Raw genomic sequence first — 13,478 nt, 5'->3', positions numbered from 1 at the left:
TCGCTCTATCTAAAGATGCCCAACCTGTCGCTACGCTGAAGCCTTGACCGAAATAGCCGTAAACGCACATATTACGCTCATAATTTTAATCAAAGACTACGTTTACCCAGCCCATTTCCCTTTCAGTCCAGGAGTACATCCATGAGCACTTATGACGTCGTGATACTGGGCGGTGGCCCCGGCGGTTACAACGCAGCGATCCGCGCGGGCCAACTGGGCCTGAAAGTAGCGTGCGTGGAAGGTCGGGCGACCCTCGGCGGCACCTGCCTGAATGTCGGCTGCATGCCCTCCAAGGCACTCCTGCATGCCTCGGAACTCTACGACGCCGCCATGGGAACGGAATTCGCCAACCTGGGGATCGAGGTCAAACCCACTCTCAACCTCGCCCAGATGATGAAGCAGAAAGATGAAAGCGTGACCGGGTTAACCAAGGGCATCGAATTTCTGTTTCGCAAAAACAAAGTCGATTGGATCAAAGGTTGGGGCCACATCGACGGGCCGGGCAAAGTGACGGTGACCGACAACCAAGGTGGCAAGACCGAACTGAGTGCCAAGGACATCGTCATCGCCACCGGCTCCGAGCCCACTCCCCTGCCCGGCGTCCAGATCGATAACAAACGCATCCTCGATTCCACTGGCGCGCTGTCGCTGGCCGAAGTGCCGAAGCACTTGGTAGTGATCGGCGCCGGCGTGATCGGCCTGGAACTGGGCTCAGTGTGGCGCCGCCTGGGCGCCCAGGTGACCGTGATCGAATTTCTCGACCGGATCTGCCCCGGTGTGGATGCTGAGGCGGGCAAAACCCTGCAGCGCTCGCTGAGCAAACAGGGCATCAGCTTCAAGTTGAGCTCAAAAGTGACCAGCGCCACCCCGTCCGCAAACGGCGTTCAGCTCAGCGTGGAGCCGGCGGCGGGCGGCACTGCCGAGACGATTGAGGCCGATTACGTGCTGGTGTCCATCGGCCGTCGGCCTTACACCGAGGGTTTGGGCCTGGAAAACGTCGGCCTGACCACCGACAAACGCGGCATGCTCGCGAACAAGGGCCATCGCACCGACGCTGCGGGCGTGTGGGTGATCGGCGATGTCACGTCCGGGCCGATGCTCGCCCACAAGGCCGAAGATGAAGGCATGGTGTGCATCGAGCAAATCGTCGGCAAGGCGGGCGAGGTCAACTATGACTTGATCCCCAATGTCATTTACACCAAGCCTGAACTGGCCAGCGTCGGCAAGACTGAAGAGCAGCTCAAGGCAGAAGGTCGCGCGTACAAAGTCGGCAAATTCCCCTTCACCGCCAACAGCCGGGCGAAGATCAACCACGAAACCGAAGGCTTCGCCAAAGTGCTGGCCGATGAGCGCACCGACGAGATTCTCGGCGTGCACCTGGTCGGACCGAGCGTCAGCGAAATGATTGGTGAGTATTGTGTGGCGATGGAGTTCAGCGCTTCGGCGGAGGACATCGCGCTGACGTGCCATCCGCATCCGACGCGGTCCGAGGCGTTGCGTCAGGCGGCGATGAATGTGGAGGGGATGGCGACGCAGATGTGAGCCCGCCTGCCAGATGATCGTTCCCACGTCGAGGCGTCGAACCGTCCGCGTGGGAACGATCCTGCTCGGTCTAAAGCGGCAAATGCCCCAACGGCAACGCCCCCGGCGTCTTCACCGTGTGAATCGCAAAGTTGCTGCGGATATCACTTACACCCGGCAATTTCAGCAGGCGCTCGGTGAGAAAGCGGTCATACCCGCGTAGATCCGGCACCACCACTTGCAGCAGAAAATCCGATTCCCCTGACACCAGGAATGCCGAAATCACCTCCGGCAGTGCGGTGACGGCCAGGCGAAAGGCTTCGGCCTGTTCATCGTTGTGGCGCTCAACCTTGACCCCGACAAACACCGTCAGCCCAAGTCCCACTTCGTCACGATCAAGGTTGGCCTGATAGCCGCGAATCACGCCGGCCTCCTCCAGCATCCGCACCCGACGCAAACAGGGGGAAGCGGACAAACCGATCTCGTCGGCCAATTGCACATTGCTCAGGCGCCCGTCCCGTTGCAGGGCGGCGAGAATCTTGCGGTCGTAGGCATCCAGCTTCATGGCTTGGCAGATCCTGATGGTTTGATCGTCACAAAGTGGCAGGTTATGCCAATTACCCAGCATTTAGAAGCTGACTTCGCAAGCACCTGCCCCACCCTTCAACCCTAGACTGGCGCTACCGAATCAACAACGAATGGGGTGCAACGTGGAAGGACTCTGGCTGTTTTTCATGGCGCTGGCAGTGGTGTATCTGTTGCCCGGCCCGGACATGATTCTGCTGCTGCAAACCGGCGCCCGTCAGGGCAAAGGCGCGGCGTTGGCAACGGCGGTGGGTCTGGGCATTGCTCGTGGATGCCATGTGGCGCTGGCTGCGCTGGGGCTGGCGGCGCTGTTCAAGGCTGCGCCGTGGACCTTCGACGTGGTGCGCCTGGCGGGAGCCGCCTACCTGTTGTGGATCGGCATTCAGTGCCTGCGAACCACGATGTTGCCGAACCTGGATGGCGCAGACGCAACCGGCGAAAAACCATGCTGGCGGGCCTCCATCCAGCGCGGCTTGCTGACCAACCTGCTCAACCCCAAGGCGTTGCTGTTCTGCTCAGTGTTATTGCCCCAGTTCATCAACCCTCACGCCGGGCCGGTGCTCGCGCAATTTGCGGTATTGGGCATGCTGCTGGTCGGCGTCGGTTTGCTGTTCGACAGCGCCTATGCCTTGACCGGCGCCGCGCTGGGCCGCTGGCTGCAACGCAGCCCCTCGGCCCAGCGCCTGCAACAATGGGTGTTCGGCAGCCTGTTGATCGGCTTCGCGGTGCGGCTGACCTTTGTTCAACAGGCATGAGCCTTACTGCGCTTTACGGCGGCGCCGGTTGATCAATACCAGCGCCGCGGCCGTCACCGCGATAACACCACCGATCTGCAATGGCCACTTGTACGGCCGCAGCGCCGAACGGGCGGCGTCAGTCGCCTGGGTTACATATCGTTTGCTGGCATTCTCGAAGTCGGGATACGGGCACTGGTGGCCGAAATCCACCGCCCAAGCCACATAGGGCCCTTCTTTGACATAGCGCTGGTACAGCGCACTTTGGTCTTGAAGGCTGCTGTTCCACCCCGCCGCCGAGCACAACACAGCAGCAAAAGCCTGGCTGGTGTGAGGCAGGTTATCGGCGGCGCGGTTGGCCAAGGCCGTGGCGACGAATCGATAGTGGTAGCGCTCGTCGGGCTTCGCGGCACTGGCTTGCTGGCGCTGGACTTCACCTTCGGCCACCAAGGGACCGACCTTCAGCTCAGTCGTCTCCAGGCTGTAATTGCCGCCAAACGTGGCGTAGTCCGGGGCCATTTCATAACCCAGAATGTCCATGCCCCACTCGCGTGCCGTCCAGGCTGCGTTGAACAGAGCAGACGCACGCTTGGTCGGCCACCACGCTGAATCAGCGAGCTGACGCTGTTGCGCATACAACCGCGCCTTTTTCTGTAGATCGGGGTTGTCGAAATACACCAGCGCCTCGTCGTAGCGCTCTTCACGCAGTAATCGACGGCCGAGCAGATTGCGCAGTTGCGCCGCCACCGGCAACGGCACGTAGTTGTCGCGATCCTGCTGGCTGAGCGCTGGCGGCGCCGGCACCTGGGTGTCAACGTAATGCTTGAGCTCATCGACGGTCAGCACGCGCTCGGCAACGGTCGCGGCATCGAACCAATAGATACTTTGGCTGCGATAAAGCTGATCGAACGCTTGCAGGTAATCCCCGCGTTGCAGCGCCAGGATCGCGCTTTCACCCTCGACCCGGCACTTGGGTTGCAGGCTTTCGAAATCATAGTCAGGCGTGCGTCGCTCACCCCACGATTCGTTCTGCGGGAAGGCCTGGGCCGCCTTGGCATACGCCGCAGCCGCCGCGCTTTTGTCACCCTCACGCAACGCCAGTTTCGCCCGCAACCACCACGCCAGACCGCCGTCCCCGGCATGCTCAAGGAACGCTTTGGCGCTGGTGTAATCGCCCTGTTGATAATTCATCGCCGCCAGTCGGTCCGCGTTGTCCAGACTGCCCCGGGTGCTGCTTTGCAGGAGTTTGATCAGCTTCAGTTCATTCGGCGGTTGATCACCGAATGACCAGCCCAGGCGACTGATCAGCGACGCCGTCACCAGTTGTTGCACCGGTTTGCCCTTGAGCAACTCGGTCAACTGATCTTCAGGCATCGCCAGCAAATCCGCCATCAACAGCTTCAGCGAGGTGTAACCCACCGCCGAACCGTGGCGATTTTGCGTGGCGTACAGATTGATGGCGCTGTTCCAGTCGCCAGCGGTGCGCGCCACGCGGGCCTCCTCGCCGAGGCTGGCGACACCGAGTTCCAGCGGGTCGCTGAAGCCGTCGATGCTCAGCTGACGGGCCTGCTCGAAGGCTTTGCGCGACTGTGCCAACAGGTCAGGCGCTGCGTCTGCTTCGGCGCTCTGGGCAAACAGCGTCCGGCCCAATGAATAAGCGGCCCAGGTGCTGCGCAAGGCGCGTTGATCCGCCGGCAGCGCCAGCACTTTGTGGAAGTACTCGGCGGCCAGCGCATGATCACCGGCGTTGAACGCCACCGCACCCGCCAGATAGAAACGAAGCTCGGCCGGCAGGCTCGCGCCCTGGGTCTCGACTTGACGGGCATCGGTCAGCGCGCGCAACTGTTTGACCAGGGCTTGCTGCTCCGCCGTCAACCCGGCCTGCTCGGCCTTGTCTCGCTGCTCGGCGTAGTCGGTTGCCTCCAGGCTGTAAGGGGATGACTCGACGTTCTTGAGCCCTGCGATCACATGCCCCAGGCGATTGATCTCGAACTGGAAGTTGCCTTCCGGCAGCTCCGCCAGCGACTGGGCGCGGTTGTCCAGCAAGCGCATCGGGAAGTCCGGCCCGCAGGCCAACGCTGAACCCAGCGGCAGGCTGAGGCTCAGGCAAAGCACATGGCGGGGCCAGTTACGGGTGAACATTCGAACCTCCTTGATCAATGTGTGCGCAGCGAGCCCAACCGATGGCGCGCTGCTCGCCGGCCGGTATCCGGCCGTCGCGCAGGCGGGTGAAGGTAAGCAGATCCGGGCTTTGTTGCAATGCGTAACCGGCCAGCGCATCGGCACCGTCGCAGCCGCGAACCGCCAGCGTGACGCGTTCGGGCCAGGCGTTGTCGAGGTTGCCTTGATTGCTGACGCTGATGTCATAGAGGTCGTCTTGCGCGATGAGTTTCAAACTTAACCGACTATCGAGCGAATCTCCGCGAGCAACGGCCCTCAGCGTGTTCAGGCTCCAGGCCCGACGATCACCCACCAGCGGCAGACGAAACCAGATCAGACCGGCCAGATGCGTCGGTGGATCGGCGCGCAACTCGGCGGTGAGTGCGCTCAGTTGCAAGGGATCCGCCAGCAATTCCCGGCGTTGGCCGGCTCGCCCGACAGGCACTTCGCTTTCCACGACCGGCGCACCGCTGGCGCCCGGCAACAGGGCCACGCCATAGGCGGGCAGCGCCAGGTAAAAGGGTTTTGAGGTGATGAGGCTCCAGGCGTTTACCCATTTCCTGGCTTGATCCGGATCAAACAGACCACGACGCGGATCACTCACCGCATGCACCTGCAACACGCTGCTGTCGACGGTCGCCAAGAGTGCCGGCAATTCAGGGCTGTCGAGCCAGGCAGGCAATGCGGTGATGCTCAACGGCAAAGCGGCGGGTAAAGCCGCGCGCAGGTGAGTAAGAAATTCGCGGTAAGCCGGTAGCCGGGCGCTACCGGCGTCGTGGTCGATTTCCACGCCAGAGAGCGTCAGCCCCTGCCCTTGCCACTCGCTGAGCACTTGCTGGATGTGCGTCGTGACGTCGTCCTGATCCAGCGACTTGAGCTGGCCGTCGAGGCGAATCACCGCAATCAGCGGTCGGCCATCGCGCTTGAGCAGCGCCGGATCGACTCGCGCCCGGCTCCAGCCCGCCTGAGGAAACGCCTGCAAGGCCAGCACCCGCAAGGTCGAAAAGTCCGCGCGACTGTCTTGCAGGGCGGCGTCATGGGCTGACGTCCATTGCCGTTGCCAGACGTAGAGTTGCTGATCGAGCGGCGGCGCGTCTGTTTGCTCGCAACCGTTGAGCAGTGCCAGAGCAACAAGCAGGACAGAAAGACGAACTAACAACATGAAATCCCTGATCCTGGAAACACAGGGCTACAGGGTACACAAAACCTGTGGGAGCGAGCCTTTGTGATGAGGGGATTTATCCTCTCACCACAAGGCAGCGGCTACAGAGAGTGGCTACACCAAGGGCTTGCGGGCAATGATCACCTGACTTTTCGCCACGACCGCGTCCAGCGCCTGTTTGATCTGCGCGCCACGGGGCGACGCCAGAATGGCCTGCCACGTGTCGGCCCAGTGGTTGAGCAGCGGGTGGTCAGGATTGCTGAAATCGACCTTGGCTTCCCAGAACAACAGCATCCACATCGACCAGTAAAACCCGTACTGGCTGTGGCTGAGCACTTCCAGGCCGGCGTCGCTGACCATCGCCTTGAACTGCTCTTCGCTGATGATGCGAATGTGGTTGGGCTTCTGGAAATACTCGGGCGCGGCGATGTCTTTTTGCAGGTCTTCGGAGCTTGGGTGCGGGACGCTGAGCAAATACAGCGCACCCGGTTTGCCGACACGCACCAGTTCAGCAAGGAACTGCGCCGGATCGTCCACGTGTTCGATGACTTCGGTGGACACCACGCGAGTGGCCGTCGCATCGGCAATCGGCAGCGGGTTGCAGTCGGTGACGTGGCATTCGACGTCACGCGCCGGTGTGTCGCTCAGGCGCTGTCGGGTGGCTTCGACCTTGGCCGCGTCGATGTCGGCGATGATGATCTTCGCCCCGCGCATGCCGCAGAAATGCACGTTACCGCCGTCACCGCAGCCGACGTCCAGCAGCGTGTCTTCGGCGGTCACCGGGAACCCGGTGAACAGCTCGCCGGTTTGCTGATTGAACCAGCCGCTGAGCATTGCGTCGTGCAGGCCGAGCATGTACGGATCGACCTTCTCGACCGTGTCCGCCACAGGCGCCACGGGAACGGGTGTACCCGCCGTGAGTTTCTTCAAAAGGCTCAGCATGAGGTAGCTCCAGAGGTTTGGGCGGCTGTTCGGGACGTGCCCAGGCGTTTGACCAGCGAGGCACCGCGGTTACGCATGGGCATTTCGATGAAGCGGTAGTTGAGTTCGCTCAACAAAGCGATCAAACCGCCAGCAATCATCAGTGTCAGGATCGGATGGCCGCCGGGATTGGGCAGACCGGCGCCCTGCAAGCGGAACGTGAATTCGCGCACCAGCAAATAAGCCGGTATGTGGATCAGATAGATCCCGTAGGAGCGACTGCCGACCCACGTCATCAGGTTCTTCAACACGCCCCGTGGCAGCAGGTAGTCGCGATTGTAGGAAGCGATCCAGACCAGCACCGCGCACAACAACGCGATCGTGCCGATGCGGTAATGAGTGAACGTGAAGCGATCCGTCGCCATGAAACTGAGCACCAGCGACAGCGCGACCAATGCTGTCACCCCGGCCCATGGACGGCGCAGGAACGTCGGCTCCCAGCGCAGATACGAGGGTTGCGCGCTCCACATCGCCAACAGGATGCCGAGTGCCAGCGCATCGGTGCGAACCACCATCAAGATCGGTGTGCGCAACGTGAACAACTGCACCGCGACCAGCGCCAGCAAGGCCCAGACCAGGTGCTTGCGACAGATCAGAATCAGCAGCGGAAACAACAGGTAGAACTGCTCCTCCAGCGATAGGCTCCAGTACACGAAACTGGTGCCGTACTCATAGTTATAGAAGCTGTCGGCGAAGCGGAAGTTCGCGTACTGCGCGACCCCGGCCAGGGTCGCCTGAAGGTTGGCGTGCAGCGTGCCGAACGCTCCGGAGCGATTGAGAAAAATGCAGCCCAGCAACATCAGCGCCAGCCACAACCACGCCGACGGCAGCAATCGAAAGGCCCGGCGCAGCCAGAAGTTACGCGTCTGCTGCCAGTACTCCTGACGGGTGCTGCAACCCTGCAACGCCGGGATCAGGCTGCGCGCGATGACAAACCCGGAGATGGCGAAAAACAGATCCACGCCCCACCACGGCTGACCCCACGCGGTGATGGCTTGCAACAGCGGCACCGGGGCCGCAAACAGGCTGTCTTGCAGGTGATGAAACAACACACCGAGCACCGCAATGCCGCGCAACAACTCGATGTCCATGATCCGTCTGTCGTTATTCATGCCGTCCTCCTGGACGTTGCCCTGTTTTCCACCCCATTCAACACTGCGCGGATCATGCTTCGCGGGTATCCAGAGCGACGCGGGTTTCAAGGAGCTGCGCGAAGAAGGCTTTCAGTCGTTGCTCGGCGGTGGCCTGGCTGCAGAATTTTTCGAGGCTGGCCACCGAATGCGCGGACATCTGCGCGTAACGCTCGGCGTCGTTTTTGGCGACGTCATAGCTGGCCCGATAAGCGCGGCACAACGATTCCCAGTTCGTCACGTAACGCAGGGTTCGGAACGCCCTGCGCGGGTCGTGGGGCCAGGCCGTCAGTTCGTCGGTGGAGTCGATCAGAAACGCATTATCGGCATCCAGGTAATCGATCATCGCCGTGGTGCGTGGCGCGACCGCCGGTTTGCCGCAGGACATGAACTCCATCAGCGGCAGGCACTGGCCTTCGCCGTAGGAGGTGTTGACCACAAAGCGGGTTGCCTGCACCAGGTGCTCGTAGTCCGAATCCGCGAGGTAGCCGTAGATCAGCACGATGCGGCAGCGATAGGACTGGTTTTTGTACAAATGGTGAAGGATGTCGGTCAGCGCTTCTTCGGCATCGTGGTGGGTCAGTTTGAGCACCAGCGTCGCGTCATCCACCTCGCGGAACGTCACGCAGAAGGCACTGAGCATGTCTTCCCAATTCTTGCGCCCATCACCCGGGTTGAACACCGAGGTGTAAATCACGCCGTCGAGCACCAGTTCGTGTTCACGGGGCGGTGCTTCGAAATCGATACCTTCGCCTTCGCGTAACGACGCCGGCCCAAAGGCTCGCAAGTCCAGGGTGCGGCTGTCGGCCACCAGGCCTTTGATCTTCAAGCGCACCTGACTCGCCAGTGGCTGACGTTGCAACTGGGCGCCGCGTGCCGAGAATCGATCCCACACCGGCGCCGGCACCGCGACGATCGAATAGTCGGCGCCCATCGCCTCGCGCACGGCGTTTACCGTGTAGCTGGAATGGGTAATCGCCGCGCCTGAAGCGCGCAATACCGTGCGCCAATCATTGCGCGGTTCACCCGCGAAGGGTTCGTTGGGAATGGTGCTGAATTCCCACGCAAACACCGGCAAGGTCGGACAGGCGAAGTGCACCGGCGTGCAATGCGGCGGCGAGAACGACAGGAACACGCAGTCTTCACCTCGGGACAGCGCGTCGCGGTACAAGGCATCGACTTCGGTCTGCGGGTCTCTGACTTCCACCACACGCCCCAGACGTTCCAGCACCGGGCGGTATTCCTTGAGCACGAAGTAATAGCTGTACTCCGAACGGCCAAGGTTCTGGGCGATGGTGTGCTGGTTGGTTTCCGAATGAATGATGATCAGCATGAGGCGTTATCCGTCACGGCCGCTGCCGGCAAAGCCTGCGGCGTCAGCCCGAAAAAATCCGCCAGGCGCTTCTGCACCGGGGCGAAGGCGCAGTAGTCGTGCATGCGCTCGACCGCATCGCCCGACATGCGCCGGTACTCCAGCGGTTGCTCCTTGGCCGTCCGGTAGCTGTTTTCGTAGGCGGTTTTCAGCGAGCCCCAGTCGGGGCGATAACGCAGGGTCCGGTAAATGATCCGGGTGTCTTGTGGCCAGATGGTCAGCTCTTCGCTGGACTTGACCACAAACGCCACACGCTCATCGATGTAATCCTCCATGGCGGTGTGGTCCGGGGCGATCACCGGCTTACCGCTGGCCATGAATTCCATCAGCGGCAGGCACAACCCCTCGCAGCGCGACGCGTTGACGTAATAACTGGCGGCTTCGTACAACCGGGCGTATTGCGGATCATCCAGGTAACCGTGCATCACCACCACCCGACAGGCGAACGGCGAGAGTTGCGCGAGCAAGGTCATCAGCTCGTCGTAGTAGGACGACAGGTCGCTCTGGGTAATCTTCAGCACCAGCGTGGCATCATCCGTTTCGCGAAAGGCCCAGCAGAATGCGGTGATCAGTTGATGCCAGTTCTTACGACCATCCCTAGGGTTGAACACCGTGACGTACACCACGCCATCCACCTGGATTTCGACCCGGGAAGTGGTGTCCGGCCAATCCCGCGGTGCAGGCTCGGGCACGGCCATCGTCTGCGGGCCAGCGATAGCCGGCAGATATTCGGCAAGCCGTGCATGAGCGGTATCGGAAAGAAGATCGCGGATGCCTTCCCAATACCACTGGCTCAGAAAGTGCGTGCGATGCACCGGGACGGGCAGCGTTTTACCCATGTCCCGACGCCACATGTGCAGGTAATGGCGAGCGATGACGAAGCGACGTTTTAGCGTCAACGGCGGCGGCTTCAATGCCTCCAGCGCCGCCAGTTCCTCGGCGCTCGGCGGTACGGGAATCAGCGCGTCGGCAGACAGCCCAAGCGTGCGCGTATCGAAGATGCAGCCCTTGATCTCCAGTGTCGAACCGGCATTCACCGGCGCGCTGGCGTGGTGGCTGCGAATGGCCGCGAAGTTCTCCCACAAGGGCGTGGGCAACACCAGCACGGGGAAATCTTCGCCCATGGCCCGCCGAATCGCCCGGGCCGTGTGGCTGGAAAGCGTGATGACCCGGCCCTGGCGTGCCAGCATCTGCGTCCAGTCCTGACGTGGGTCGTTATCCCATTGCTCATCGGGAATGGAGTCGAACTCCCAGGCCACCACGCAGATCGTCGGGCATTCAAGATCGTTCGGGGTTTTCTGCGGCGGGGTGAACGACAGGAACAGACTGTCTTCGCCGGTGGCCAGCAATTGTCGATAGAGAGGATCGACCTCGGCGGTGGAGGACACCACATGCACCCGCCCGAGGCTTTCGAGCACCGGGCGATAAGCCTTGAGCACGAAGTAATAACTGTATTCGGGACGACCGAGGCTCTGACTGATGGAGCTGTCGTTGACGTCCGAGTAAAGAATGAAGTTCATGGCATCCCACGATGAAACCGCCATCCCGGCAGCCCCACTCTATGACGGCAAAGCCACGGATCGACCCGGCGTTTGCCAGTCGTCGTCCAGCGCCTTCTTGCCCGTCTACGTTCTTGTTTTAATGGTCAGCTTCGCGGGGTGTGAATACCACCCGGCCGAACCCTGGGTAATCGTGACGAGGGGCATTCTAAACACATCCGCTGAGGATTCGTGAACCGCCCGGCGAGAATAAATCGGGCTACGCTGACGAGAACTGACCAGTCACGGTGGGACCTGTTGAAATTGCCGCGCAATTGGCACAGATTGGCTACCAAACAACTACAACAAACGTTTCGCCTGTCTTTCGACCAAGGAATCCACCCGGTCTGTCAGACATCTCCATAAAGCCTGTGGGGAATGGACGAAATGCACGACCAAGGGGCCGCTGTTTGAAAAAGCGTCTGTTCGTTACGGGTCTCAGTGGATTCGTAGGACAACACATCCAAACCCGCCTGAAGGCTGATGCCTCGGAATGGGAGCTTCTGCCTGTCCCCGCCCGCTACGATCTCGGCGAGCCAGGCTCCCTCGACGGCCTCTGGCCGGACATGCCCGACGCGGTCATTCACCTGGCCGGCCAGACCTTCGTTCCCGAAGCCTTCCGCGATCCGGCACGCACGCTGACGATCAACCTGCTCGGCACCTTGAACCTGCTTCAGGCACTCAAGGCCCGTGGCTTCAACGGGACCTTCCTGTACGTCAGCTCCGGCGACGTCTACGGGCAAGTGACCGAGTCAGACCTGCCCATTACCGAACACCAGCCACCCTGCCCGCGCAATCCCTATGCCGTCAGCAAACTGTCGGCCGAGTTCCTCAGCCTGCAATGGGGCCTGAGCGAAGGCTGGCCGGTCGTGGTCGCCCGCCCGTTCAACCACATCGGCACCGGCCAGAAAGACAGCTTCGTCATCGCCAGCGCCGCCCGCCAGATCAACCGTATCAAACAAGGCCTGCAAGCCCCGCAACTGGAAGTCGGGGACATTGACGTCACTCGTGACTTCCTGGACGTGGGCGATGTGGTGTCCGCCTATCTGGCGCTGCTGGAAAAGGGTACGCCGGGACAGGTCTACAACATTTGCTCGGGGCGCGAGCAGAGCATCCGCAGCCTGATCGAACAACTGGGGGACCTCGCCCAGGTCGACCTGCAATTGATTCAGGATCCTGCGCGTTTTCGCCGCGCGGATCAGCGTCGCGTTTGTGGCAGCTCTGCCAAGCTCGCCCAGACCACAGGATGGACGCCTGAAATCACAACACAACAATCCCTGCGGGCGATCCTGTCCGACTGGGAGATGCGAGTACGACAAGAATGACTAAAAGTGCACTGATCACAGGGATCACAGGCCAGGACGGCGCCTATCTTGCCAAACTGCTGCTCGACAAGGGTTATAAAGTCCACGGCCTGGTGGCGCGTCGCAGCAGCGATGCACGCTGGCGTTTGCGTGAAATGGGAGTCGAGGGGGACATCGTTTACCTGGACGGTGACATGGCCGATGCCTGCTCGGTGCAGCGCGCGGTGATCAAATCCGCTCCGGACGAAATCTACAACCTGGCGGCGCAAAGCTTTGTCGCGGCCTCCTGGGATCAACCGGTCACCACCGGCATCGTTGACGGGCTGGGCGTGACTCACCTGCTCGAAGCGATCCGCCAGTTCAGTCCGCACACGCGTTTTTACCAGGCGTCTACCAGCGAAATGTTTGGCCTGATCCAGGCCGAGCAGCAGGACGAGAACACGCCGTTCTACCCGCGCAGCCCTTACGGCGTGGCCAAGCTGTATGGCCACTGGATCACCGTGAACTATCGCGAAAGTTTCAACCTGCACGCCAGCAGCGGGATCCTGTTCAACCATGAATCGCCCCTGCGCGGCATCGAGTTCGTGACCCGCAAAGTGACCGACGCCGCCGCCCGCATCAAACAGGGCAAACAGCAGGAACTGCTGCTGGGCAACATCGACGCCAAACGCGACTGGGGGTTTGCCGGTGATTACGTCGAAGCCATGTGGCTGATGCTGCAACAGGACAAGCCTGACGATTTTGTGGTCGCTACCGGCGTGACCACCACCGTGCGCGAGATGTGCCGCATCGCCTTCGATCACGTGGGCCTGAACTACCGCGACTTCGTGAAGATCGACCCGGCGTTCTTCCGCCCGGCCGAGGTCGAAGTGCTGCTCGGCAACCCGGCCAAAGCTCAGCGCGTATTGGGCTGGAAGCCAAAAACAGACCTGGATACCTTGATCCGCATGATGATGGATGCGGACATGAAACGCGTCGCCAAGGAGTAGGC

11 protein-coding genes are annotated in these 13,478 nt (G+C 61.4%); 4 read left to right on the top strand and 7 right to left on the bottom strand.

Features of this window, described 5'->3' with window-relative positions:
* Positions 1-141 precede the first annotated feature (141 nt).
* Positions 142-1,542: a dihydrolipoyl dehydrogenase gene (gene lpdA, locus BLU63_RS10490; protein WP_083375413.1), complete on the top strand. Its 1,401-nt coding sequence runs from the start codon at positions 142-144 to the stop codon at positions 1,540-1,542.
* Between the two features lie 70 nt (positions 1,543-1,612).
* Here lpdA and BLU63_RS10485 read toward each other — a convergent pair whose 3' ends face one another.
* A complete protein-coding gene (locus BLU63_RS10485; protein WP_010465412.1) occupies positions 1,613-2,086 on the bottom strand; it encodes an Lrp/AsnC family transcriptional regulator in 474 nt (157 codons plus the stop codon).
* A 145-nt stretch (positions 2,087-2,231) separates the two neighbouring features.
* On the opposite strand from BLU63_RS10485, the gene BLU63_RS10480 reads away from it, so the two are divergent.
* Positions 2,232-2,861, top strand: a complete 630-nt coding sequence (locus tag BLU63_RS10480; protein WP_144443394.1) for a LysE family translocator — start codon at positions 2,232-2,234, stop codon at positions 2,859-2,861.
* Between the two features lie 3 nt (positions 2,862-2,864).
* Here BLU63_RS10480 and BLU63_RS10475 read toward each other — a convergent pair whose 3' ends face one another.
* From BLU63_RS10475 to BLU63_RS10450, 6 genes are all read right to left on the bottom strand, one after another.
* Positions 2,865-4,982 carry a hypothetical protein gene (locus BLU63_RS10475; RefSeq protein ID WP_083375411.1) on the bottom strand — a complete coding sequence of 706 codons (2,118 nt, stop codon included), beginning with the start codon at positions 4,980-4,982 and terminating at the stop codon, positions 2,865-2,867.
* Positions 4,969-6,162: a DUF3142 domain-containing protein gene (locus BLU63_RS10470; RefSeq protein WP_083375410.1), complete on the bottom strand. Its 1,194-nt coding sequence runs from the start codon at positions 6,160-6,162 to the stop codon at positions 4,969-4,971. The genes BLU63_RS10475 and BLU63_RS10470 overlap by 14 nt, the downstream gene beginning before the upstream one ends.
* Before the next feature lie 114 nt (positions 6,163-6,276).
* Positions 6,277-7,104, bottom strand: coding sequence for a class I SAM-dependent methyltransferase (locus tag BLU63_RS10465; protein WP_010465420.1), 828 nt, complete (start codon positions 7,102-7,104; stop codon positions 6,277-6,279).
* Positions 7,098-8,255, bottom strand: a complete 1,158-nt coding sequence (locus BLU63_RS10460; RefSeq protein ID WP_010465422.1) for an acyltransferase family protein — start codon at positions 8,253-8,255, stop codon at positions 7,098-7,100. The genes BLU63_RS10465 and BLU63_RS10460 overlap by 7 nt, the downstream gene beginning before the upstream one ends.
* Positions 8,256-8,307: 52 nt before the next feature.
* The gene (locus BLU63_RS10455; protein WP_083375409.1) at positions 8,308-9,606 is read right to left on the bottom strand and encodes a glycosyltransferase; all 1,299 of its coding nucleotides are present in this window, start codon (positions 9,604-9,606) and stop codon (positions 8,308-8,310) included.
* Entirely contained in the window at positions 9,600-11,165 is a 1,566-nt protein-coding gene (locus BLU63_RS10450) for a glycosyltransferase (protein WP_231990949.1), read from the bottom strand. The genes BLU63_RS10455 and BLU63_RS10450 overlap by 7 nt, the downstream gene beginning before the upstream one ends.
* Before the next feature lie 428 nt (positions 11,166-11,593).
* Here BLU63_RS10450 and BLU63_RS10445 point away from each other — a divergent pair, with 428 nt between their 5' ends.
* Positions 11,594-12,508 (top strand): GDP-mannose 4,6-dehydratase, encoded by a 915-nt coding sequence (locus BLU63_RS10445; protein WP_010465431.1) that lies wholly within the window; start codon positions 11,594-11,596, stop codon positions 12,506-12,508.
* Positions 12,505-13,476 carry a GDP-mannose 4,6-dehydratase gene (gene gmd / locus BLU63_RS10440; RefSeq protein ID WP_010465433.1) on the top strand — a complete coding sequence of 324 codons (972 nt, stop codon included), beginning with the start codon at positions 12,505-12,507 and terminating at the stop codon, positions 13,474-13,476. The genes BLU63_RS10445 and gmd overlap by 4 nt, the downstream gene beginning before the upstream one ends.
* Positions 13,477-13,478: the final 2 nt, after the last annotated feature.

The organism is Pseudomonas mandelii, assembly GCF_900106065.1.
In the GTDB taxonomy this organism is placed as follows: domain Bacteria; phylum Pseudomonadota; class Gammaproteobacteria; order Pseudomonadales; family Pseudomonadaceae; genus Aquipseudomonas; species Aquipseudomonas mandelii.
Note: the sequence above shows the minus strand (reverse complement) of the source record. Positions and strands in the feature narration are given on the sequence as shown.